Annotated in this window: 19 protein-coding genes; 11 read left to right on the top strand and 8 right to left on the bottom strand. The window is 56.4% G+C overall.

Annotation, left to right across the window (positions count from 1 at the left end):
• The first annotated feature begins 216 nt into the window (after window positions 1–216).
• The 5 genes from H4317_RS02805 to H4317_RS02785 all read left to right on the top strand — a co-directional run bounded on the left by H4317_RS02805 (window position 217) and on the right by H4317_RS02785 (window position 4183).
• Window positions 217–924: a porin family protein gene (locus H4317_RS02805; RefSeq protein WP_185888675.1), complete on the top strand. Its 708-nt coding sequence runs from the start codon at window positions 217–219 to the stop codon at window positions 922–924.
• 259 nt (window positions 925–1183) lie between these two features.
• Window positions 1184–1801 (top strand): porin family protein, encoded by a 618-nt coding sequence (locus tag H4317_RS02800; RefSeq protein WP_185888674.1) that lies wholly within the window; start codon window positions 1184–1186, stop codon window positions 1799–1801.
• A gap of 183 nt (window positions 1802–1984) precedes the next feature.
• Window positions 1985–2566, top strand: coding sequence for a porin family protein (locus tag H4317_RS02795; protein WP_185888673.1), 582 nt, complete (start codon window positions 1985–1987; stop codon window positions 2564–2566).
• 172 nt (window positions 2567–2738) lie between these two features.
• Entirely contained in the window at window positions 2739–3320 is a 582-nt protein-coding gene (locus tag H4317_RS02790) for a porin family protein (protein ID WP_185888672.1), read from the top strand.
• A 248-nt stretch (window positions 3321–3568) separates the two neighbouring features.
• A complete protein-coding gene (locus H4317_RS02785; RefSeq protein ID WP_185888671.1) occupies window positions 3569–4183 on the top strand; it encodes a porin family protein in 615 nt (204 codons plus the stop codon).
• Between the two features lie 79 nt (window positions 4184–4262).
• Here the strand turns inward: H4317_RS02785 and H4317_RS02780 are convergent, their stop codons facing one another.
• From H4317_RS02780 to H4317_RS02770, 3 genes are all read right to left on the bottom strand, one after another.
• Window positions 4263–5624, bottom strand: a complete 1362-nt coding sequence (locus H4317_RS02780) for a dipeptidase (protein WP_185888670.1) — start codon at window positions 5622–5624, stop codon at window positions 4263–4265.
• Window positions 5625–6085: 461 nt separating this feature from the next.
• Window positions 6086–6727, bottom strand: coding sequence for a glycerol-3-phosphate 1-O-acyltransferase PlsY (gene plsY, locus H4317_RS02775; RefSeq protein WP_185888669.1), 642 nt, complete (start codon window positions 6725–6727; stop codon window positions 6086–6088).
• A 138-nt stretch (window positions 6728–6865) separates the two neighbouring features.
• Window positions 6866–12370: a hypothetical protein gene (locus tag H4317_RS02770; protein ID WP_185888668.1), complete on the bottom strand. Its 5505-nt coding sequence runs from the start codon at window positions 12368–12370 to the stop codon at window positions 6866–6868.
• 337 nt (window positions 12371–12707) lie between these two features.
• Here H4317_RS02770 and H4317_RS02765 point away from each other — a divergent pair, with 337 nt between their 5' ends.
• On the top strand, window positions 12708–13049 hold the full coding sequence (locus H4317_RS02765) for a hypothetical protein (RefSeq protein ID WP_185888667.1): 342 nt from the start codon (window positions 12708–12710) through the stop codon (window positions 13047–13049).
• 76 nt (window positions 13050–13125) lie between these two features.
• Here H4317_RS02765 and prmA read toward each other — a convergent pair whose 3' ends face one another.
• Window positions 13126–13959 (bottom strand): 50S ribosomal protein L11 methyltransferase, encoded by an 834-nt coding sequence (gene prmA, locus H4317_RS02760; RefSeq protein WP_185888666.1) that lies wholly within the window; start codon window positions 13957–13959, stop codon window positions 13126–13128.
• A gap of 178 nt (window positions 13960–14137) precedes the next feature.
• On the opposite strand from prmA, the gene H4317_RS02755 reads away from it, so the two are divergent.
• Window positions 14138–14845 carry a hypothetical protein gene (locus H4317_RS02755; RefSeq protein WP_185888665.1) on the top strand — a complete coding sequence of 236 codons (708 nt, stop codon included), beginning with the start codon at window positions 14138–14140 and terminating at the stop codon, window positions 14843–14845.
• A gap of 77 nt (window positions 14846–14922) precedes the next feature.
• Window positions 14923–15186, top strand: coding sequence for an OmpA family protein (locus tag H4317_RS02750; protein ID WP_260625793.1), 264 nt, complete (start codon window positions 14923–14925; stop codon window positions 15184–15186).
• A gap of 71 nt (window positions 15187–15257) precedes the next feature.
• Here the strand turns inward: H4317_RS02750 and H4317_RS02745 are convergent, their stop codons facing one another.
• The 4 genes from H4317_RS02745 to uvrA form a co-directional block, all read right to left on the bottom strand.
• Window positions 15258–15611, bottom strand: a complete 354-nt coding sequence (locus H4317_RS02745) for a 7(1) septoil knot domain-containing protein (RefSeq protein ID WP_221899180.1) — start codon at window positions 15609–15611, stop codon at window positions 15258–15260.
• A 155-nt stretch (window positions 15612–15766) separates the two neighbouring features.
• Complete coding sequence (tpiA, locus tag H4317_RS02740; protein ID WP_185888664.1) at window positions 15767–16531, bottom strand: triose-phosphate isomerase; 765 nt, start codon at window positions 16529–16531, stop codon at window positions 15767–15769.
• 49 nt (window positions 16532–16580) lie between these two features.
• Window positions 16581–17375: a TspO-related membrane protein gene (locus H4317_RS02735; protein ID WP_185888663.1), complete on the bottom strand. Its 795-nt coding sequence runs from the start codon at window positions 17373–17375 to the stop codon at window positions 16581–16583.
• Between the two features lie 155 nt (window positions 17376–17530).
• The gene (gene uvrA / locus H4317_RS02730) at window positions 17531–20365 is read right to left on the bottom strand and encodes an excinuclease ABC subunit UvrA (RefSeq protein WP_185888662.1); all 2835 of its coding nucleotides are present in this window, start codon (window positions 20363–20365) and stop codon (window positions 17531–17533) included.
• 202 nt (window positions 20366–20567) lie between these two features.
• Here uvrA and H4317_RS02725 point away from each other — a divergent pair, with 202 nt between their 5' ends.
• The 3 genes from H4317_RS02725 (at window position 20568) to H4317_RS02715 (ending at window position 22898) form a co-directional block, all read left to right on the top strand.
• Complete coding sequence (locus tag H4317_RS02725) at window positions 20568–21500, top strand: hypothetical protein (RefSeq protein ID WP_185888661.1); 933 nt, start codon at window positions 20568–20570, stop codon at window positions 21498–21500.
• Between the two features lie 115 nt (window positions 21501–21615).
• Entirely contained in the window at window positions 21616–22044 is a 429-nt protein-coding gene (locus H4317_RS02720; protein WP_185888660.1) for a hypothetical protein, read from the top strand.
• Between the two features lie 221 nt (window positions 22045–22265).
• Window positions 22266–22898, top strand: a complete 633-nt coding sequence (locus tag H4317_RS02715) for a hypothetical protein (RefSeq protein ID WP_185888659.1) — start codon at window positions 22266–22268, stop codon at window positions 22896–22898.
• Window position 22899 lies beyond the last annotated feature (1 nt).

Genomic DNA, 22899 nt, shown 5'->3' with positions numbered 1-22899 from the left:
ACGGAAACTCACCTGGAGGGCGGCAAAGCATAAGCCATTAGTGCTGTTGGGCTTTGGTGGAAACACGTTGATACTCAAACAGTACTTATTTAAGAATTTTGTGTTATTCTGAAACCTCAGCAGATCCTTTTCCGATATGAGTCCTTGAAAACCATGCTGAATGTAGCACTGGTAGTGTTGCTGGCCTGTGGTTTCTACCTCACCCCCCCTCCTTTTATGAAAAAGTCTCTTGCCCTCACGCTGGCGTTGGCGTCAGTTGCCTCTATTGCCCATGCCCAGGATGCAGGTGGTTTCCGTATCGGCGTTAAAGTCGGCGGTACCTATTCCAATATCAATGGCCGCGACTCTGAGAAAATCACCGGGGTTGATGGCAACGTGAAATACAAGCCGGGTTTCAACGCCGGTCTGGCCTTCACGATTCCTGTTACCAGCGACGGGTTTGCTTCGTTTGCGCCAGAAATTCTGGTAAACCGCAAGGGGTACAGCATCACTAGCACCGTGGATGGCCCAGCTAGCGGCAACATCGCCAAAGAAGAGTTTGAATACAACCGGTCACTTACTTACATCGACGTTCCGCTGCTCTTCAAAATCAATACGGGCGGCCTGTTCTTCGAACTTGGCCCGCAGGTAGGCTACATGGCGCGCTCTAGCCAAGAAATCCAGTATACTACCAAGTACCGCGACGGAACCAAGGATAAAAACGAAAGCGACACCAGCGACTCAAAAGAGGACCTCGCCAGCTTTGATATTGGCGGTGTAGCTGGCCTCGGCTACCAGACTGCCGGCGGTTTCAGCGTAGGAGTACGCTACAACCAAGGCTTCAAAACCTTGTTCGACACCAAGAATGTAAACGGTTCTGATGAGGATCGGGCTTTCAACTCGGCGTATATGGTGCAGCTAGGCTACCTGATTCCGACGAAATAAGTCTGTCTGACTAACATACAAAAAGCGGCGGCTCCCAGTGTGGGGCCGCCGCTTTTTGTATGCTGCAGTTCTGAAAAGCCATTGCTAAGGCGCATGGCACGAGAATACTGCGCATACAGTATTGTAAACCATGAGCTTGCACTCACGCGCTTCAGATAATTCATATATAGATACATAACCTTTTACTGAAACAAATAGTATTTTAGGGCGTCGCGAGGCGTCTCGCATTACCCCTTTTCCACTCTTCAGGTATCGCATTATGAAAAAACTGATTCTCACTCTAGCTCTGGCTGCTGGTGCAGCCTCGTTCAGCCATGCGCAAGGCGTGAAACTTGGTGTGAAAGTAGGCGCTTCGTATGCAAGTATTTCCGGCGACGACACCGAGGACGCGAAGTACAAGTTAGGCTTCAACGGGGGCCTGACGGCCAATTTCGGTTTTTCCGACCTGCTCTCCTTCCAGCCCGAATTGCTGTACTCGCAGAAAGGCTTCCAGTACGAGGAAGACGACCTTGACCTCAAAGCCAAGCAGACCTACCACTACGTGGATGTCCCGCTACTGCTCAGAATAAATGCCGATGGTCCATTTTTCGAGTTGGGTCCTCAGGTAGGTGTTCTGCTGGGCCAGAAATCGAAAGTGACGGTAGACGGCGAAGAAGTAGACTCGGACTCGGACTCGGACCTAGACGGCTACAACCGAGTGGACTTCGGCTACATTGCTGGCGTTGGCTACCAGCTGGAAAGCGGCCTGAGTGTTGGGGTACGCTACAATGGCGGCATTGGCAACATCTTCGAAAACGAAGATGGCAGCGGCGACGACAGCAAAGTGCGCAATTCTGTGTTTCAGCTGCAGCTCGGTTACGTATTCGGCGGCAATTAAGCTTTCTTTTTACTCTTGCAATCAGCGGCCTTTTCGTTCAGGAAGGGCCGCTGTTTTTGTGTGGTCCGGTGTCAGTCTGCGCCGCCGCACATATTTTTTAGCATGGATAGAAGCTGAAGTATAGAAACAACGCTACCTTTGCGCGCTGCAAAAAAGCAGTTCCTCATTTCCCCCTATATCATCATGAAAAAAGTATTCCTCACCCTGACTATGGTAGCCGGCATGGCTTCATTGAGCCACGCCCAAGGAGTAAAGGTTGGTATCAAAGGCGGTATCAACTTGGCCACTTTTGCCGGTGAAGATTCCGATGGTGCCGCCCTCAAAGTAGGTCCTCTGGCTGGTGTTGCCCTGAACCTAGGTATCACCGACATGTTCTCGGTGCAGCCAGAAGTGCTGTATTCGGTGAAAGGCGCCCAAGATGAAGACGATAGCAGCTTCAAGCAGAACCTGAACTACATCGATATCCCAGTATTGCTGAAAGTAAATGCTGATGGTCTGTTCTTCGAAGTAGGTCCGCAGTTGGGCATACTGGCCTCAGCCAAAGCCAAGTTCGACAGCGAAGAAGTAGACATCAAGGATGCCGTTAACACGGTTGATTTCGGCTACGTGGCGGGCCTCGGCTACGAGCTCGACAACGGTTTCAACCTGGGTTTGCGCTACAATGGCGGCATTACCAACCCTCCCAAAGAAATTATGGGCTACCAGACGAAAACGCGTAACAGCGCTTTCCAATTCTATGTAGGCTACATGTTCGGCGGCAAATAAGCCTCCCGGTACCTCATGAAAAGCAGCGGCCCTTTCTCTCTGGAAGGGCCGCTATTTTTTGTGCTTCTCTTCTATTTTTTAGCACGGGTGAAAGCTGAAATATAGAATCAGTACTACCTTTGCGCGCTGCAAAAAGCAGCTCCATTTTTCTCCTCTCACTATTATCCTCATTATGAAAAAAGTATTCCTCGCCTTGGCCATGGTAGCCGGCATGACTTCATGGAGCCACGCTCAAGGAGTGAAAGTTGGAATCAAAGGCGGTATCAACTTGGCAACTCTCTCAGGCGACGATGCCGAGGGATTTTCATCGAAAGTAGGCCCTCTGGCTGGGGTTGCCCTGAACCTGGGTATCAACGACATGTTCTCGGTGCAGCCGGAAGTGCTGTATTCGGTGAAAGGCACTCAGAGCGACGAGGACAGCAAAGCAAAGCTGAATTTGAACTACATCGATGTTCCGGTGCTGCTCAAAGTAAATGCTGGCGGCCTGTTCTTTGAGCTTGGCCCGCAACTGGGCATTCTAGCTTCAGCCAAATCCAAATACGAAGACGAGTCGGATGATGTGAAAGACACGTTCAAAACGGTTGACTTCGGGTACGCAGCCGGGCTGGGCTATCAACTCGACGGTGGCTTGAACCTGGGCCTGCGTTACAATGGCGGTATCGCAAACGTATTTGATCTGGACCTGGAAGAAGAGCCAAAAGTACGTAACAGCGCTTTCCAGTTCTATGTAGGCTACATGTTCGGCGGCAAGTAAGCTACCCCGTATTCCTGCGTAAAGGCCCGCTTCCTGTAGGAGCGGGCCTTTTTCATTTCTTATCGGCGGAATACATTCAGCATTTCAGGCTTCCGCAGGCTATTTTCTCCCGAACCGGTAGCGGGCTATGTCCCTCCTGCGGCAAACTCCCCCAATCTGCTCTGGAAAGCAGGTCATTGTTCGTAATTTGCGCCATCTGTGCCTGGTACAGGCCACCGGATATTTCTGTATTCATCTTCTCTTTTTCTATGAAGAAACTTCTTCTCTCTACTCTATTATGTACTGGGCTGACGCTGGCAGCCCACGCCCAGCAGTCTGCTATAGGGCTGCGGGGCGGCCTAAACCTAGCCCGCTACGCTGGGCCCAACTCCCGGGGCGGCTCTACGCTTGTAGGCGGGCTGGCGGGTGTTACGGTTACGTCTACTTTTAATAAAGCGGGTACCACAGCGCTGGAGTTCGAGTTGCTGTATTCAGGCAAAGGCACGAAGGCTGAGGAAGGCAACCAGCAACTCACGCAGCGCCTGCACTACCTTGATATGCCGGTATTGCTACAGTTTAGGCCGGGCCACATGGAATTGGAACTGGGGCCGCAGTTCGGATTGCTGCTGGCGCAAAACACCGAATATTCCGACGGGCGCGGCAACCGTCTCAAAAGCGTGGAAACTGGCGGATTCCGGTCGTTTCAGATTGGCTACGTTCTAGGCGTAGGCTACCGCGCACCCGGCGGCTTCGGGGTTGGAGTTCGATATAATGGTGCCGTCAGCGACATCAGCAGCGGGAGTGGGTTGCGTAACTCGGTGTTTCAGTTGCAGCTGAGCTGTTTGCTCCAGTCGCTACAGCCCGAACCCGAGTTTAGCAACTAGCCGACGCTAAGTACCCAAACAAAAAGGCCTCCGCACGATGTGCGGAGGCCTTTTTGTTTTGTAGTGACAATTCGAAAGCCTACTTCATAGCCGCGGCGTAATTGCGGTAGAAGTGCGGGATGGTTTCGATGCCTTTCAGGAAGTTGAACACGCCATAGTGCTCATTGGGCGAGTGAATGGCGTCCGAGTCAAGACCGAAGCCGAGCAGCACGGTATCTAAGCCCAACTCGCTCTTGAACATGGCCACAATCGGGATGGAACCGCCGCCGCGCGTAGGAATGGGGCGCTTGCCGAAGGTGGTTTCCATGGCATCGGCAGCAGCTTTGTAGGCCACCGAATCAGTTGGCGTCACGACCGGCTCGCCGCCGTGGTGGGGCTTCACGACTACCGTTACGCCGGCCGGCGCAATGCTTTCAAAGTGCTGCTGAAACAGGGCCGTAATTTCTTCGGAGGTTTGGTTGGGCACGAGGCGCATCGAAATCTTGGCGAAGGCCTTGCTGGCAATAACCGTTTTGGCGCCTTCGCCGGTGTAGCCGCCCCAGATGCCGTTCACGTCGAGCGTGGGCCGAATACCGATGCGCTCCACGGTGGTGTAGTCCTTCTCGCCGTAGATGTCTTTCAGGCCGATGCTTTGCTTGAACTCGTCGTCGGAGTGCGGCACGCGGTTCAGCTCGGCGCGCTCTTCGGCCGAAAGCACGGCTACGTTGTCGTAGAAGGCGGGGATGGTGATGTGGTTGTTTTCGTCGTGCAGCGAGGCAATCATCTTGCAGAGCACATTGATGGGGTTGGGCACGGCGCCGCCGTAGAGGCCGGAGTGCAGGTCGCGGTTGGGGCCGGTTACTTCCACCTCGTGGTAGCTCAGGCCGCGCAACCCTACTTCGATGCTGGGCACGTCGTTGGCGAGCATGCCGGTGTCCGAAATCAGAATCACGTCGGCGGCCAGCTTCTCCTTATTGGCGCGCACGAAGATGCCGAGGTTGTTGGAGCCGATTTCCTCTTCGCCCTCAATCATCACTTTGATGTTGCAGGGCAGGCCACCTTCCTGGTTCATTACTTCCAGCGCCTTCACGTGCATGTACACCTGGCCTTTGTCGTCGCAGGCGCCGCGGGCGTAGATTTTGCCGTCCTTGATAACGGGCTCAAACGGCGGCGAGGTCCACAGCTCATAGGGGTCGGCGGGCTGCACGTCGTAGTGGCCGTACACGAGCACCGTGGGCAGGCTGGGGTCGATGATTTTCTCGCCGTAGACGATGGGGTTGCCGGCCGTGGGGCACAGCTCCACGTTGTCGAGGCCTACTTCTTCGAGGCGAGCTTTGAGAAACTCAGCGGCGCGCAGCACGTCGCCGTGAAACTTGGGGTCGGCGGAAACCGAGGGAATACGGAGCCAGTCCAGTAGCTCACTCAGAAAACGGTCCTGGTTCTGTTCGAGGGTAGCAGCCATGCGGGCACAGGGGTTAGTTGGGAATGTGGAGGTAAAGGTAGCAGATGGATCAACTGAATTAGCAGGTCATCAGCAACTCCACATTAAGTGTATCGGGCTGTATATTCGGTAGGTTCGATACTTAAATTCGTTTGACAATTGGAAAACAGTTAGGAGCTTATATAACCAGCCTATCCACTTAGAATTGGTTATCTATGCGTTACTATGAGAAGTCTACATAATAAAGCCTTTGGTGGTGGTGGTGGAGTTGACTGGTCTTCTTCGGCAGGGCAACAGGGTCTGCTAGTACTAGGTCTTATCATGATTTTTGTGGTTAGCTATTCTGTTTATGAATATCGTAAAAGTCATAAACAGCAACGCAAGCCATAATTACTGACCCCGTGTAGCCTCTAGTACTAAGTCAAATTGACGGAAAGCATCATTTGCTCTTTCCCGCACGATCTTAGGGAATTACTCCATTCTTACTTCCGCTTCCATGGCAGCGGCACGCGGCTTTCGGTGCCGGCCCGCAGCCGCCCGATGTTGGCGCGGTGGGTGTAAATGAGCAGGGCCGCCAGAATAAAGCCGAACCACACCAGCAACTGATTCTGAGGGCGGAAGGCGGGCAGCAGCTGGAGCAGCGCAAAGGCCACGCCAGCCGTCATGGAGGATAGGGACACGTACTGAGTGGTAGCCAGCACGGCCAGGAATACGAGGATGCAGACGCCCACCGTGGCGGGCGCAATGGCCAGCATCATGCCCAGCACCGTGGCCACGCCCTTGCCACCCCGAAAGCCTGCAAACACCGGGTAGATGTGCCCCAGAATGGCCAGAATGCCGCAAGCCAGCTGGAAGTACAGTAGCTGCCCAGCCTCGATGGCGCCTTGATTGAGCATCACCTGCGCTAGCGACGTGGCGGCCCAGCCCTTTAGCACGTCAATGGCCATGACAAAGGAGCCGGGCTTCTTGCCCAGTACCCGGAAGGTATTGGTGGCACCCGCATTGCCGGAGCCATGCTCCCGGATGTCGAGGCCGAAGAAGCGCTGACCCACCCACAGGGCTGTAGGAATAGAGCCAAGCAGGTAGGCGGCCACCAGCAGGCCGAGGATGATGGGAATGTTCATGGGGAGGGAGAGCAGAAAGCGAAGAGGCCAAAGATAGAAGTATGGCCCGGTCTGCAGCCAGCGGCCCCCGACCGAAACATTGCGCCCAGGCAACAAAAAAATACCCCGACCATGTGGCCGGGGTATTTTTGGTGGGGCTTAGGAGCCGCCGAAGGGGTCGTTTTCGTTGGCCTTTTTCTTCTTTTCTTCTTCCTTGGCCTTCTTCTCTTCCTCCTTTTTCAGCTTCTCGGCTTCCTTGGCTTTGCGCTCTTCTTCCTTCTTCGCCTGCTTGGGGTCTATGGATGGCTCAGTAGCGGCGGGCTCCGGAGTAGCGGCCGGTTTAGCGGGAGTTGGCGCGGGCTCGGCGGCTTTCTCCTTTTTCTTTTTGGAGGTATCCTCCGCCGGAGCCGGCTCGTCGGCTACGGGGTCAGCTTTTTTCTCCTTTTTCTTAGGAGCCTCGGCCGGAGCAGCACCAGCATCTCCCCCACCGAAGGGGTCGTTCGGGTCGGCGGCGGTTTCCTTCTTGTTCTTCTTTTTCTTATCCACTGGCACTTCCTCTATCGGCATGCCATCCGCATCGAAAGCAGGCTCGTTGCCCTTCTTCTTTTTCTTCTTGCTGGCATCCTGGTCGAAGTCGAAGTTGCCGGTGCTCTGCGAGGCGGCCGAAACCGGCGCGGCGCGTTTCTTCTTGGGGTCTTCCTTGAGGTAATCGCGGCGGAAGCGCACCAGATACTGCTGCACCTCCTGGTCGTCGCCGAGGTAGAAGCCATACTGCGTGGCCGTGTTGTAGTCGCCCTTGGCGGCACGCCCAATAATTTCATCGAACGAGCCGTGCTGGGCTTTCGCCAGCATAGCGGTGCCCGAATACTTCATAAAGTACCAGGTCTGCGGTTCGGCTTCGAGGTAGAGGTTCACCTCGTCGGTGTTGTTGTCGCCCTTATGGATTTCAATGTGGCCGTCGATGAGCACGTTCAAATCCTTTTTGCCAATGCTCACGAGGCCAATTTTGCCCACCGAGTACCAGGCCTTAAACTTCTCGCTCCAGCGCAGATCCACCTTGTTGAGCACCACAGTGTGCAGCATCTTTGGCGAAATCTTCTGGAGTGGCTCATACTTGCCGCGCCGCTCCGAATACGACTGCACGGCTTTGCTGCCTAGAAACTCGCCCAGCTTGTAATACTCTTCCTGCGAGCCATTGAGGGCTTCCGGTGAGCCTTTGGTATTCGTGGCCATGTCAACTCCCATAGCTTCCACGGCTTTCTCCGGCATGTTGATGTCGAAGGCCATGAAAGTATCCAGGTCGTAGCGGTTGCTGTCGGGCTTGGCCGTGCCTACCCCGGATGCCGTGATACCGTAGTCCTTGTTGGAGTTAATCAGGTTGAGCTTACCCCGGAAGCTGAGGCCGCCGGTCGAATCGTTGAATGTCAGCACCGAACCTTCATAGATATTGGGGTCGGTAAGGTCGTGGTTGGCAATGGTGTAAATGCCCTTTTTCTGGTTGAAGGACAAGTAGCCGCCCACCTGGAACAGGTTCCGGTCGATGATATCGAGCTTAGGACCAGCATACAGCGGGTACACTTTGCCCGTGCCTTCCGACATGAACAGGCCCGTGAACAGCGCACTGGCGTCGCCCACTTCGTCGGCCTTGTTGCGGGCCGGCGCTACGGGGTCCGGAATGCGCAACCGGATGGCTTTGGGGTCGATGGAATCCTGCACCGCAAACCAGTCGGCGGCAGTTGGCACCTTGCTGAACTCAAGGCGGCCCTGCCCATCGAAGATGAAGCCACGCCGCTTGGAGTTCATGTTTACGCCGCCCCGGTACGCAATGCGTGGCGCCAGATGGAACTTGTCCTTGGCATCAATCGAGGCCACGGCCATAGTAGCCGGGGAAGGTGGCGCATCCTCCAGGCCGTTGCCTTTCTTCAGCAGCCCACCCTTCTTGGCTCCTTTGGGCCCGCCCGCCAGCATAGCCGTTGAGTCGACCTGGAAGTTGGCGAACTTAATGGCGAAGGAGTCGGCGGAGGCGTTTTTGTAGCTATACAGCGCGTTGCCGGTGAAAGCCGTGCGCGACAGCACCTTAATTTCGCCCTTGTACAGGTTGTGGAACTTGGCCAGCGTATCCATCACGATACCGGCGTTCTGGAACGTGCGCATTTGGGCGTTGGCCAAGATGTACACTTTGTTTGAGTCGGGCTCAATCCAAGCGTCGGCGGCCGCAATGCGGGGCACGCCACCCGCAATGAGGCGGTAGCGGGTCAGGTCGTACTGGCCGGTAGCAGCCCGGAACTTCAGGCCTTTCTGGTCGGGCTTGGTCGAGTAGAAGTAGGACCGCGTAGAGTCGGCGCCGGGCGCTACTTTCAGCTGCACCAGCTTCTTCTTGAAGTCCCACTTACCGCCCGAAAGCGTGGTTCTGTAGTCAGAATACGGCAGGTCGATGCTCGACTTGGAGTCACCCTCTTCGCGGGCAAAGGACGTGTTGCCATTCTTCACGTCATAGGAGAAAGCCACGTTATTGGCCGTGAGGGCTGGCTTGTTGGGCTCCGCCGACTTGATGCTAAGCGTGGATTTTTTGCCGGTGTAGCTGGTGGGCTTGAAGGCAATCTGGGTGGAGCGGATGAAGGACTGCGGCCCATCTACGCCACCGTCGCCGTAGAGGCCACCAGGCGTGAGCGTAGCCGTGCCCTTGAAGCCGTATTGGTCGCCATACATCTTCATAGCCAAACCCTGCGGCTGGGTGCTCAGGTACATCGAGTCCTGCTTCACGGCCCACTTCATCTGGTAGCCGGCCGGTAGCGTCACCTTCGTAAACTCGGTGCCATTGAGCGGCCCCGGCAGGATGGTTCCTGCTTTGCCCACCGTCACGACGGAGTCTTTGTAGAAGATGAACTGGTCGGAGCTGAGCGTGCTGGTGAGGTACTTGATGTCGCCGATGCCTTGGATACCGCGGTTGCTCATCTTCACTTTGTTGAAGAGCCTGCCTTTGCCGCCGTATACCGGCACGCCTTCTTTGGGCAGGTCGTAGGTGAAGCCCAATGAGCCATCGTCCTGCAGAACCAGCTTGGTTTTCAGGTCCGGCACAATACCGCCCGACACAAATGTGCCTTTAAAGCCTACTGCCGAACGGTTCTTGTTGTTGAGCGAGTCGAGTTTGAAAGGCGGAATGTCAAAGTAGACTGTGGTATCGTAAGCGCCGCCCAGCACTTCGGGCTTATCAAAGTACACGTAGGCACCGGTAGTGGCATCGAACGACGGATAAGCCCCCAGCTTCTTGCGCCCCGACTTGTTGTTGGGGTGGTTGATATAGAGCTTGCCCGTTGAGGTCTTCTTCTTATTGGTGAGCGTAAAGTCGGTGTCCTTGCGGGCCTTCATGACGGAGCCTTTCGAGCCTTTGCCCTTCACGATGATGGAGTCAATCTGGGCCAGGTCGATGAAGAAACCGTCGTAGTCGAACTTGAACTCCTTGCCCTTGAACACAAACGACGAGGCCACTACCGTTCCGTTGAACAGGATGCCGCGGTTTTTCTGGATGCGGATGATGCTGGAGTCCGGCTTCACGAACACCGTTACGGAGTCGTCGGAGAAGTTGAAGCGGTCCACGCCCCGCACAATCAGGTCGTTGGTGTTCAGGTTGAGCGTGGCGTTCTTGCCCGAGGGCGAAAGGCTCTTGATGGCAATATGGTCGTAGTCTTTCTTGCCGCGGCTTGAATTCACGTAGTGCGTAGCCTTAGGGCGCAGCGTAATCTGCTGGGTCTGGGGGTTCCAGTCCACGTATCCGTCGCGGGCGAGGCCGGCGGCGGCAGAGCGCACGTTTTCGGGCTTCAGCTTGCGGAAGTCAGCTACTTCCTGCACCGTGAAGCGGCGTTTGTTACCGTTTTCGGCGCTGTAGCCCACTACCATCTGCAGCGGATGCAGCTTATTGATGGACTTAATCTGCTGGTAGCGGGTGTTGGTGTAGAACTCCTTCGATTCGAAATTGGCCGTCACCTGGTTCTTGGCCGTCAGCATGGAGAAGTTGATGTCGGGCGTGCGAATAGGCCAACTCAACATCTCCGCCGTAATTTCCATCTGGTGGTAGCTGTCGAAATAAGGCGTGGATTTGTAGAGGCCCGCCTCGCGCGCCAACTGCAGCACCTGCCCTTTCTTCGTGTATTTCAGCTTCACGCCAGGGTGCGTAAGCGAGTCAATTTTGTCCTCGAAAATAGTAACCGAAGCCCGCTCAGCGGTAATCAGCGAGTCGCCGAGCACATAGGCCCGCGACGAAGCCCGAAACTTGGGTTTGCCGTCCAAATCCACGAAAATGCGCGACAACGAGCCATCCAGCGCCGCCGACAACACGCGGCTGCCGGCCAGCGAGAAGCCTCCGTAGTAGCGAATGTTTTCGCCGATATTCTTGACGCGGGCATCGTTGGTGAGGGAGATGAAACGCGGGTAGCCGGAGTCGGCGGCACCGGGTTTCTTTTTTAGGCTCTTGTAAGAAAGCGCACCTTTTACCGGCGTTTCCAGCACCGCCGGATAGGTTAGCGTTACGGGCTCCGCCGTGAATTCGGCTTTGTTCAAGTCGAAGTCATAGGTGGTGAGGTCGGCGGTAGCGGGGTTGCCGTTTACCTGCCAGCCATACTGGCCGCCGTAGCCCACAAACTTGCCGGTCTGAGGCACTACGGCCCCGCTGGTTTTCTTGATGGTGATAGAGTCGCCCCCGGTCGACATGAACAGGTCAGCATCCTTCAGCACCAGAACTGGTCCACGGGTAGGTGGCGCCACGTAGCTGTCAAAATAGGGCGCTGGCTCGAAGGCAGGCGCCGGTTCCGGCTCCTTGGCGGCAGGCGTTGCCCCGGCTTTGGCAGGGGTAGTTTTAGCTGGTGTTTTCTTGGCCGGCGTGCCCCAGCCGTCGTTGCTGTCGCCCCAGCCGCTGCCGCCGCTGCTGCTCCATAGGTCGGCAGAGTCCCAGCCATCAGACTTGCGTTTTTTGGGCGCGGCCTTTTTAGCGGGTGTCTTGGCACCGGGCTTAGTATTGAGTGGCTGCGTTACAACGGCGGCGGCTGGCGGGGCCGCAACCGGCGCTGCAGCCGGCGCCATGCTTGGCATGTCCTGGTCGTTGTAAGCAAACGAGAAGGTGCCGCCAATTACCCGCAACGTGTTGTAGCGGGAAGTGAAAAGGACTTTGGTATCGAGAAACTGCGCGGCTGAGCTCAGAAACTTGGCTGCTTCTGGGCCCGGATCGGTGCGCACGGTCTTAGTGGCCACATCCAGAAACTCGTCCATCTGCTTGTCGGAGAAGTTCTGAACTGTAGCTCCTGCCACCACCGCATTAAACAAGGCCTCCAAGTGCGGGCGCGCCTTGTAGCCCAGCGTCAGCATCTGCTGCGACAGAGTCACAATGTTGCCCTGCTGTGTAGCGGTGAGCTTGTTACTGGCCCATAGCTGCTGCAGTTTAGCGGCTGTATTTTTGGCGGCAGCGTTATTAGTAGCCGCCATCATCAACTGCACATCCTGCATAAACTGGGCAGGGTCAGTGGATAGTTTGCCGGTAAAGCGGGCAACCGGCGCCGGTGTGCCGGCAGGCTGCGTTTTAGCTGGTTGTTGCGGTTTGGTCTGCTGGGCCAGCGCTGGCGCACTGAGCGTCAGCACCATGGCGCAAAGCCAACCGAAAGCGGATTGCTTCATAGAAAATTCCGTCGGAACCTGATTAGTCGCCTACAATTTCGGTAAAACGAACGGTATTCTCATGGCAATACACTCCGGCTGAGCGTATTCGTAGTTTTAGCCAGTTTAGGGTAAATACTATCCAATCACACCTTCACCGTATCACGGCGGCTGTGTGCCAAAATTCAGTGCTGCCACTACCCCTGCATTGCCTGAAGTATAAACCGAACAAAACAGGCGCCGTGTGAAGGTTTTGTAGATTTATTGGTGAACTAGTGGCGCGCACTGCCGAAAAGGGTATCTTTCCAAACTGCATCTGCGTATCCTTATAGCAGACCACCCACCGTATTCTTGTCTCATGCTCAACGCTGCTTCCCGGCTTTCTGCCCTCGCCCCGAACGCGCTGCTACGCGCAGTCCAGACCTTGCGCGATGATATTACGCAGCGGCTGGGCAAGTCATCTGCTACTGTCTCAGAATGGAAGGATATGCTCCTGCTGGTTGACCCAGAGGTGCAGGTACGGCCCGAATGCGGCACCGTCATCGTGCGCCGCGGCAAAGCAGCCCTCGACCGACTAGCCCGCCACTACTTGGTGCCTCCGCACGACATTCTGCCCAAACTCAGCCGCAAGGCCTTAGTGCATGAGAATCCCGTTGACTACGGCCTCTCCGATGAGGAATGGCTGGCGTTGTGCCTCTAAGCCGAACAATATATCCAACAAAAAAGCCCGCTCAATTAAGTTGAACGGGCTTTTTTTGTTGAGCAGCAATTTTTCTCTATGGCTGGCGGAAGATGGCCGAAACCCAATGGTTCTGGGTGCGGTGGCTTTCGTAGCGCAGTCCCTGTGCTTCGGCGGCAGCGCGGATCAGGGCTAAGTCCTCCTCATAGAAACCGGAGAACAGAATAGGGCAGCCTGGCTTCAGATACTGGCCGTAAGCGCCCATGTCCTCGAGTAGCACATTGCGGTTGATGTTAGCCAGAATAATGTCGAATGGCTCCTCACCTTCCAGCGCCGTGATGTCGCCGAGGCGGGCTTCCACTTTGTCCTGCACGTTGTTTTCGGCGGCGTTGTCGGCAGCATTTTCCGCGGTCCAGGGCTCCACATCCACGGCCAGCACGTAGCTAGCGCCCAGATGCACGGCCATAACGGCCAGGATACCGGTGCCGCAGCCCATGTCCAGCACCCGTTTGCCTTGGTGGTCGATATCGAGCTGGTTGGTAATCATCAGAGCCGTGGTATCGTGGTGGCCGGTACCAAACGACATGCGCGGCATAATGACGATTTCATACTGCAGGTCGGGCCGAGCCTCGTGGAATGGCGCCCGTACCGACACCTTATCGGCAATAACGAGCGGCTGAAAGTTCTTTTCCCACTCGGAGTTCCAATTCTGGCGCGTAATCACACGGTGCTCATACGTCAGCTCTCCCTGGCCTTCGTAACGGCTCATGACCTCGGCAATAGCATCGGCCGAGAACTTGTCCTCATCAATGTAGGCGCAGAAGCCTTCGTCATTGTCTTCGAAGGTGTCGTAGCCTACTTCAGCCAGCTCGGCTACCAGAATATCGGACAGCTCGGCGGGAGCCTGTACGCGTACTTCAACAAAATCCATAGTCAGAAAGAAACAGTTCGGAGGAAACCGGCAGAACCGGGCCGCAAAGGTCGCAGGAAAAACCGGGTGCGCCAATGCCAGCGGCAAAGCACACGGCTTCTTCATGCAGGTATTGTTTTATATAAATATCACTTCCTTTGAGGCGAAAATCAGATTCTTTCCTTCCAACCACTGTTCGATGAAAACAACGATTCGCCTCGTAGCTTCCTGCGCTCTGCTGGGTATGCTGGCCTCTTGCGGCTCCAAAGACAAACCGGAAGAAACGGTGGCTACCACTGAAACCTCTACCACAGTTACGGAGCCCACCACCACAACCGAAGCTCCCGCACCTGCCGAAGCAGCCACCAACACCACCCCCGATGCGAGCTTCGATATCAACACCGTGCCGGTTACCTCGGCCAGCCTGGGGCAGTTTCCATACCTGAGCGTGTTGAAGAACTACTCCGTTAACACGAGCAACAGCGAGGAATATGAGTTTGAGCGCGCATACGTGTACGATGGCAGCAACTTGGTGCCAGTTGAGGGGAAAGTATCACAGCGCCTGATTGGGCCCGAAAGCGGCCAGAACAAAGCGTCGGAACTGATGATACGCCGCAACTACGAAACCCTGCTGCAGAACCTGGGTGCTAAGAAGGTTTCGGCAGTCAAGGTTCCCCGCGAGGTTATCGACAAGCTGGGGTACGACGAGGTGTATAAGCACGGCAAATGGAGCGTCAGCTCCGACCACGAAACCGACACCTACGTTATTCGGCAGAAGGACAAAGAGGTGTGGGCGCAGGTAACGGCCCTGGGTAGCGACGGAAACTACAACCTGACCGTAACCGAGCGGGCTGCCATGCCCCAGCAGGCCACAGTAATACCCGCCGACGAGCTAAAAAAAAACTAGAATCCACAGGCCGGGTCACGCTCTACGTCAACTTCGACACCGACAAAACCAGCATCCTGCCTGAGTCGGAACCCACAGTGGCAGAAGTCGTGACGCTGCTGCAGCAGAATCCGGCGCTGCGCCTGGGCGTGCAGGGCCACACCGACAATGCCGGCACACCAGCCCACAATCAGCAGCTTTCTGAGGGGCGGGCACGGGCCGTGGTAGCGTCGCTCACGCAGGCAGGCATTGCCGCAGGCCGGTTGCAAGCCACCGGCTTCGGCCAGACTATGCCTTTAGCTGATAACACTACTGAGGAAGGCAAGGCCCAAAACCGCCGCGTAGAACTCGTGAAGCTTTAGACCAATTAAATCACACAAAAAGAGGCCACTCCTGTTTGGGAGTGGCCTCTTTTTGTGTGGTAGTAGGACGGCTAGTTTTTCCGGCAGCCGGCGAAGGAGCGCACCTTGGTATAATGGATGCTAAAGTCGGCCAACGAGCGGTTGTCGGACACGAACAGCACGTAGTCGGCAAAGTCGCGGGCATCGGTGAGGTACCACAGGCCGGCCTTATCGGCGAAGAGCTTGTTCGATTCGGGAAACACAAGCACATCGGCAAAGGCTTCTTCCGGCTCCTCATACACAGCTCCGAAGCAGAAGCCCCGGCGGCGCGGGTCACGCTCCAGATATACTGAGCCATAGATACGGCACGGTTCCAGCGAGCCGGCCGGCGCTACCGCCACAAACGGCACCCGCGGCTGGGGCTGCACCGGACTTAGGGCCAGCATACTAGAAAGGAGAAGAGACGAGAACATAAGGTGAGAACCTGGATACAAAAGCTTAGAAATCAGAAAAACTGCTCACTGCAAAGAACCTGCCTAAGTAGCCTCTACACCACCGGAGCATTACGCTAAGTTCTAAACTCTTACTTCTTAGTTCTGGCTTAGAACGACTTGATGATTTCCGTGAAGTCGCGGGACTTGAGGGAGGCACCGCCAATAAGCCCGCCGTCTACATCGGGCTGGCTGAACAGCTCCCGGGCGTTCTGGGCATTGGCCGAGCCGCCGTATAGAATGGTAGTATTCAACGCCGCTTCAGCGTCGTAGGCACCGGCAATCTGCTCCCGGATAAAGGCGTGCACCTCCTGCGCCTGGGCACTGGTGGCTGTTTTGCCCGTTCCGATGGCCCAGATAGGCTCATAGGCCACTACCACCTCGTCGAACTCTTCATTGGACAGGTGAAACAGGCCTTCTTTCAACTGCTGGCTGATGAAACTGAAAGTATCGTCGGCTTCACGGGTTTCCAGGCTTTCACCCACGCAGAAAATCGGTTTGAGGCCGGCTGCCAGCGCGGCTTTCAGCTTCTGGCTCAGCAGCTCGTTGTCTTCGCGGAAGTACTGGCGGCGCTCCGAATGGCCCAGAATCACGTACTCCGCTCCCACCGACTGCAACATCTTGGCCGACACCTCGCCGGTGAAGGCGCCGCTTTCCTTCTGGTGGCAGTTCTGCGCGCCCAGATGAATTCGGCCGCCCTCAGGCAGTTGCTTGCCAATGGCCGACAGAAATGGGAACGGCGGGCAGATGACGACCTGCACATCGGAGCCGGTTACTTCGTCCTGCACCATGTTGGTGATTTCCGATACCAGCGCCAAGCCGTCCTGGAGGGTCATGTTCATCTTCCAGTTGCCGGCAACGATGTTCTTACGCATAATGAGAAAGGTAGAGTGGGGAATGGATGGGCCGCAAAATACGGACAATTCACACGCCAAGGCTACGGCGCCGCCGCCGCGAAGCCAGCACGAAGCTGCCCAACACTGCCAGCACAGCACCGGCCAGTGCGGCCCAGGCCAACTCCGGATACTCAGCGCGGCGGGCTACCCAAATGGCTACCAACGCCCATGCTACCACCAGCGCCACGGTTTCCTCCTGAAACTGCCGGCTGAGCAGTAGCGCTACTACTACCACTACCGCCAGCAACGCCAGCGTCAGGAGTACCAGTACATTTTCGCCCGGCTGCCAGCCCAGTTGCCGCAGTCCAATTGTGATATTGATGGTAGAAGCCACCGAAATCCAGCCCAGATAAAGCCCAAACGGCAGGCTGGCCCAGCGGGGCGCTTTGTGGTCGATGGTGCGCCGCCGCGCCCGCCCGTACGCAACAATCAGTGCCCCCAGAATCAGGAGCATGGTTACGACGCTCGGAATAATCAGCTCATACGCAAACAGCACGACCCAGGAAGCCGTGGCAATGCTGGCCAGTGTGAGTGGTTTGGCTACGGCATCGGGCAGCCCGGTGGTGCGCTGGGCCGGCAGCAGCTGCCACACTGAGTAGACAGCCAGACTCAGAAAAATTAGTCCCCAGATGCTGAAAGCATAGCCAGCCGGCGTGAGCAGCGTGGGGTATTTGGCCGATACGTCGCCCATGCTCTGCCCGTTGAAGGGAAACGCATTGGAATAGTAATTCAGGATGATGTTGCCGAATACGCTAATGGCAGCCAGCCAGCGCCAGATGCGGCTGTATCCGGTGGCAGGACGGGGAGTGTGGCTCGAAGGCATATAGTGGAAATTGTGTTTTCCTACTACGGGCCAGCTCCGGGAGATGTTGGCACGCCCGACCCATTGGACATATGGCCGGGCAACCGCACGATTGTTTCCTGCAAAAAAACCCGGATGGCTTCATCCGGGTTTTTTCTTGTTAACAACTACAAAGCTTACAGCTTCTCGGCCAGGAAACGCGCCGTGTGGTTGGTGTCCTTAAGCTTCACCATGTCCTCGGGGGTGCCTTCAAAGAGCAAGTGTCCTCCGTTCAGGCCGCCTTCGGGGCCAAGGTCAATCACCCAGTCGGCACACTTAATGATGTCCATGTTGTGCTCGATGATGAGCACCGAGTTGCCCTGCTCCACCAGCGCGTTCATGGCCGTCATCAGCTTATTGATGTCGTGGAAGTGCAGGCCGGTGCTGGGCTCATCGAAAATGAACAGAATTTTATCGTTCTGCAGCGTATTGCCCTTAGTCAGGAAGGAGGCCAGCTTCACGCGCTGGGCTTCGCCACCGGAAAGCGTGTTAGCCGACTGTCCCAACCGGATATAGCCCAGGCCCACATCATCGAGCGGCTTGAGGCGCTCCACGATTTTGGGCTGGCCCTTGAAGAACTCGATGCTGTCCTCAATGGTCATGTCGAGCACATCGTTGATGGCCAGGTCCTGATACTTCACGTCCAGCACGTCCTGCTTGAACTTGCGGCCCTCGCAGGCTTCGCAGGTCAGGTAGATGTCGGCCATGAACTGCATTTCAATCTTTACCTGGCCTTCACCCTGGCACACTTCGCAGCGGCCCCCATCAATGTTGAAGGAGAAGTGCGAGGGTTTGAAGCCGCGCGCTTTGGCCAGCGGCTGGTCAGCAAACAGGCTCCGGATGGCATCGTAGGCCTTCACATACGTTACGGGGTTGGAGCGGCTGCTCTTGCCAATGGGGTTTTGGTCTACGAACTCCACGTGCGTTACCTGGCCGTTTACGCCAGTGAGGCGGTCGAACTTGCCGGTGGCTTCGCCCGCGCCGCCGCCGAGTTGCTTGAGCAGGGCCGGCGCCAGAATCCGCTTCACCAAGGTGCTTTTGCCGGAGCCCGAAACGCCCGTCACCACGGTCATTACGTTCAGCGGAAACTTGACGCTCACGTTTTTGAGGTTGTTTTCACGGGCACCGGTCAGCTCCAAGGTATTGCGCCAGGGGCGGCGCGTTTTGGGTACAGCTACTTCGCGGCGGCCACTCAGATACTCGCCGGTGTAGGTATCCGACTTAAGCACCTCGGCGTAGGTGCCTTGGAACTGCAGAATGCCGCCTCCGCTGCCGGCCTCGGGCCCAATGTCGATGATCTGGTCGGCCTGCTCCATCATCTTGTCCTCGTGCTCCACCACAATGACCGTATTGCCGAGTTGCTGCAAGGAGCGCAATACACCAATCAGCTGTTCGGCGTCTTTAGGGTGCAACCCAATAGAGGGCTCGTCGAGAATGTACATGGAGCCTACCAGCGCCGAACCGAGCGAGGTAGCCAGCGAAATGCGCTGGCTCTCGCCACCCGAGAGTGTGCTGCTGAGGCGGTTGAGCGTGAGGTAGCCCAAGCCCACGCGGTTCAGGTACTCCAGCCGGTTGGTGACTTCCGTTACGAGGCGCTCCGCTACTTTGGCTTCGTGCGTGGGCAGGTTGAGGGTCTGGAAAAACTCCAGCGCCCGGCTCACCGGCAGCAGCACCAAGTCGGTGATGCTGTGGTCCTGAATCTTGACATACTGAGCGTCTTTGCGCAGGCGCGTACCGCGGCAGTCGGGGCAGGTGGTGCGGCCCCGGTAGCGGCTTTGCAGCACGCGGTACTGGATTTTGTGGGTTTGGGTAGCTACCCACTTGAAGTAGTCGTCCAGCCCATCGAAGTACTTGTTGCCTTTCCAGAGCAAGGTGCGCTCGGCTTCACTCAGCTCGTTGTAGGGGCGGTGAATGGGAAAATCGAAACGGATGCCATTTTTCAGCAGCGGCTTGAGCCACTCGCTCTGCTTGTCGGTGCGCCAGGGGGCAATGGCGCCCTCGTACACGGTCATGCTCTTATCCGGAATCACCAGGTCCTCGTCAATACCCAGCACCGAGCCGAATCCTTCGCAGGTCTGGCAGGCGCCGTACGGGTTGTTGAAAGAGAAAAAGTTGACGCTCGGTTCCTCAAACACCAGTTCGTCCAACTCAAACCGGTCGGAGAAGGTGCGGGTCTCGTCGTCCATCTTCACGAGGCAGGTGCCGTGGCCCTCGAAAAAGGCAGTCTGCACCGAGTCAGCGAGGCGGAAGGTCAGGTCCTCGTCGCCGGGGATGATGGCGGCGCGGTCAATCATGATGTATACCTCGCCCTTCACTTCGGGCTGGCCCTCGGCAATCAACTCCTCAATGAAGGCGGTTTCACCGTTCACTACCACGCGGCTGTAGCCTTTCTGCAGCAGCAAGTCCAGCTCCTTGCTCATGGGACGGCCATCCTGGGCGGGCTGCAGGGGCGCGAGTAGCATCACGCGGGTGCCTTCGGGCAGCTGCATGAGGTAGTCTACCACATCGGCCACGTTGTCCTTCTTCACCTGCTCCCCGCTTACGGGCGAATAGGTACGGCCCACCCGCGCAAACAGCAGCTTCAGGTAGTCGTAGATTTCGGTGCTGGTGCCCACGGTGGAGCGGTTGTTCTTGATGCTGACCTTCTGCTCGATGGCAATGGCCGGCGAGATGCCCCGGATGTAGTCTACGTCGGGCTTGTCCATGCGGCCCAGGAACTGACGGGCATAGCTGCTGAGGCTCTCCACATACATGCGCTGGCCCTCGGCGTACAGCGTATCAAATGCAAGGCTCGACTTGCCTGAGCCCGACAGGCCCGTTACCACGATGAACTTGTTGCGCGGCAAGGCCACGCTCAGGTTCTTGAGGTTGTGGACGCGGGCGTTTTTGATGAGGATAAACTCGCGCGGATCGAGCTGGTCAATGGGGTCGGCCGCGGGGGCAGCCAGTTGCAGAACGGAGTTGTCGGCCATAGAACGGGTAAACAGCTGCAGCCCGGGGTTTGGTTTCCTGCCGCTGCGGTTTGGGGTAGCGAAGGTACGGGGTAATGAGAGCAGGCGGAACCAGTATCCCAACAACAGCTATTGGGAGCCCGCAAATTCTTAACATTGTGCTACGCCATTTTACCGTTGTCCGATGTCCCTTACGAGTCCGTTAGCTTCGCTTTATACCGTTTTGCAGTCCGTCTATAGCAGTGCGGAAACCAATGCTTCTTTACTACGCAAAAACGAAGCAGCTACGCGTGCTGCCCTCATAGACCCGGTGTTGCGCGCTCTGGGCTGGGATACGGCCAACGTACAGATGGTGGAACCGGAACGAACGATTGGCAGCGAGCTACGCGTAGATTATCTGCTACACGATTCGGAGGGCAAGCCGCGCCTGGTAGTAGAGGCAAAATGCCTCGGGGCCAGCCTCGACAAACACGGCTACGTGAGCAAAGTATTGGGCTACGCGTTGGGATTCAAAGTGCAAACCGTATTCATCACCGATGGCCTGCACTGGCATTGCTACTCCAACCTGCACAAAGGCAACACGGAAGCCACTACCTTCTCTTTGGCTGAAAACGACCTGCTTCCTGCCGCTTTGCACTTAATCCAGTGGCTGGACGCCGCGCAGAGTGGTTATGGCATCAATCTCCCTACGCCTTCAGCACTGGAAGCAGCTGTTGCTTCTCCGGTTGTTGTCAAAGCTACCAAGCAGCCAAAGCTACCGAAAGAAGCAGTTGTGCAAACAGAATTTATTGAGCTGACTCACCTCAACACGCTTCCTGACTTACCCAACCAAAAACCCAGACAGCTACGGCTACCCGATGGCTCAGTGGTAGCGCTGAAAACATGGAAAGATATCTTGCATAAGGTCGGGGAGTTTGTACTAGCGCAACAGCCAGCCATTACACTTCCCTATCCTGACAAAGCAGGTAAGAAAACAGCCTTGCTTTCCGTACAGAAGCCGAAAGCAGGCCTGAGCAGCAGCACCTTCACTTATCAGAACAAGCCGCTGTTCTTGTATACCAATTACAGTGCCCCCGCTTGTATTGCCAATGCGCTGTATCTGCTGAAACTGGTGCCGATAAGTCTGCAGCAAGTTTCTCCCGCTGTGGCATTTTAATTCCCTACTTTCTGACTTCATTAATCCTCTCCAAGCAACTGTGCGCACAACTAAAGGCCCTACACGTAGTATGTCAACCGCAGTAAGCGCTTTAATGGCACTCTAACAAGGACCTATGGACTCATCTGCCCACGAGGATATTGACCGGCTTTTAGCGCAAGCCAAAAGTTCCGGAAGAACTGACGACCTTTCCGCCTTGTGGAAAGCGGCTCTCAGCTTGCCGCAATGGCATTTTATCACGCGGCAAACGGCACATATCGAAGACCGAAAACCATTTGTGGGGGTTATGGATGGCAAGCCCTGGGTATTCCTGTTTACGGACAGGCAACGGGCGCAGGAGTACGCCAGAACTATCCCCAACGGCGGGTTTATCGATGAAAGCGGCAACGTGCTGGTGATATCCACTGACACGCAAAAGGCCATTGACTACCTGCTGGCTCTCGCTGCGCAAGGCGTGTACGGGGTGCGGTTTAACGAACTGAATGGCTGGTACTCTCCCATTGAAAACCTGCCGGCTATCATACAGCACGTGAACAAAGGCTAAGCAGTAGTTACCGTTTCGTGACTACCGAGCCAGTTACAGTAAGCGGCTGGCGTGGCTGCCGGAATACCTATGGGTCAGGCATAAACTGACGGCTTATGTGCCGGGCGTGGGCGTGTCCGGCGGCAACGTAATGGGGCAGCACCCTCATGGCTTTTGTTAAGCGGCTCCGAGAACAGGTTGTCGGTTGCCCACCGAAAACACTTCACGTAAAGTTAATTAGGATGAAAAAGCGCCCCGCGGTTTCCGCCTCACTGCTAGCCTCACTTCTGGGCTGTTTCTTGGCGTTAGCGGCCTGCCAGGAAGGCAACCAACCCACGGAGCAAGTCCAGGCCCTGCCGCAACGCCCGCCAGAGCCCGCCGCACCAAAGATACCGGCCAACTCCCCTACTCCACCCAGCACGGCCCACCCCGCGGCAGACCTGACACACGAAGCGGCCGTGCTGGCCATTCGCCGCGAGTTCAGCCGCATCAACGCCGCCCCGCTGGACAGCGTAAAGCGGCCGTTCCGTTGCGACACAGATGGCACGGTGACGTTCTACTCAGAGAAAGGCCAGGTGGTCAAAATCCTCATCAACTGGGGCTTTCTGGGGGATGGGTCTACCGTCTCCGAGTATTATTACCAGGCCGGGAAGCTTATCTTCTTCTACGAAACCTATACCGGTGGCCCCGCTGGGGAGCCGGAAACCACCAACGATGAGCGAATCTACGTGCAGAACGATAAGGCCATCCGCTTCCTAAAAAACCAGCGTCCGGCTCCCTGCTCACCCTGTGCCTTTAGCCGTTCGTCGCGGCCTTACCGGGTGCTGGCGGCTTTCCGCAGTGGCCAACTGGAATCGGCGCTCTGCCGGCTGTAGC

The organism is Hymenobacter sediminicola, from assembly GCF_014250515.1.
Classification (GTDB): domain Bacteria; phylum Bacteroidota; class Bacteroidia; order Cytophagales; family Hymenobacteraceae; genus Hymenobacter; species Hymenobacter sediminicola.
The sequence above is the reverse complement of the archived record's forward strand: the minus strand, read 5'-3'. Positions and strand labels throughout refer to the sequence as shown.

What these genes read in the sequence shown, in the direction of transcription:
- H4317_RS02755 (WP_185888665.1), top strand. Translation starts at nt 14,138, where the DNA reads ATGAAAACAACGATTCGCCTCGTAGCTTCCTGCGCTCTGCTGGGTATG.
- H4317_RS02790 (WP_185888672.1), top strand. Translation starts at nt 2,739, where the DNA reads ATGAAAAAAGTATTCCTCGCCTTGGCCATGGTAGCCGGCATGACTTCA.
- prmA (WP_185888666.1), bottom strand. Translation starts at nt 13,959, where the DNA reads ATGGATTTTGTTGAAGTACGCGTACAGGCTCCCGCCGAGCTGTCCGAT.
- H4317_RS02805 (WP_185888675.1), top strand. Translation starts at nt 217, where the DNA reads ATGAAAAAGTCTCTTGCCCTCACGCTGGCGTTGGCGTCAGTTGCCTCT.
- H4317_RS02770 (WP_185888668.1), bottom strand. Translation starts at nt 12,370, where the DNA reads ATGAAGCAATCCGCTTTCGGTTGGCTTTGCGCCATGGTGCTGACGCTC.
- H4317_RS02765 (WP_185888667.1), top strand. Translation starts at nt 12,708, where the DNA reads ATGCTCAACGCTGCTTCCCGGCTTTCTGCCCTCGCCCCGAACGCGCTG.
- H4317_RS02745 (WP_221899180.1), bottom strand. Translation starts at nt 15,611, where the DNA reads ATGCTGGCCCTAAGTCCGGTGCAGCCCCAGCCGCGGGTGCCGTTTGTG.
- H4317_RS02800 (WP_185888674.1), top strand. Translation starts at nt 1,184, where the DNA reads ATGAAAAAACTGATTCTCACTCTAGCTCTGGCTGCTGGTGCAGCCTCG.
- H4317_RS02720 (WP_185888660.1), top strand. Translation starts at nt 21,616, where the DNA reads ATGGACTCATCTGCCCACGAGGATATTGACCGGCTTTTAGCGCAAGCC.
- tpiA (WP_185888664.1), bottom strand. Translation starts at nt 16,531, where the DNA reads ATGCGTAAGAACATCGTTGCCGGCAACTGGAAGATGAACATGACCCTC.
- H4317_RS02735 (WP_185888663.1), bottom strand. Translation starts at nt 17,375, where the DNA reads ATGCCTTCGAGCCACACTCCCCGTCCTGCCACCGGATACAGCCGCATC.
- H4317_RS02715 (WP_185888659.1), top strand. Translation starts at nt 22,266, where the DNA reads ATGAAAAAGCGCCCCGCGGTTTCCGCCTCACTGCTAGCCTCACTTCTG.
- H4317_RS02780 (WP_185888670.1), bottom strand. Translation starts at nt 5,624, where the DNA reads ATGGCTGCTACCCTCGAACAGAACCAGGACCGTTTTCTGAGTGAGCTA.
- plsY (WP_185888669.1), bottom strand. Translation starts at nt 6,727, where the DNA reads ATGAACATTCCCATCATCCTCGGCCTGCTGGTGGCCGCCTACCTGCTT.
- uvrA (WP_185888662.1), bottom strand. Translation starts at nt 20,365, where the DNA reads ATGGCCGACAACTCCGTTCTGCAACTGGCTGCCCCCGCGGCCGACCCC.
- H4317_RS02785 (WP_185888671.1), top strand. Translation starts at nt 3,569, where the DNA reads ATGAAGAAACTTCTTCTCTCTACTCTATTATGTACTGGGCTGACGCTG.
- H4317_RS02795 (WP_185888673.1), top strand. Translation starts at nt 1,985, where the DNA reads ATGAAAAAAGTATTCCTCACCCTGACTATGGTAGCCGGCATGGCTTCA.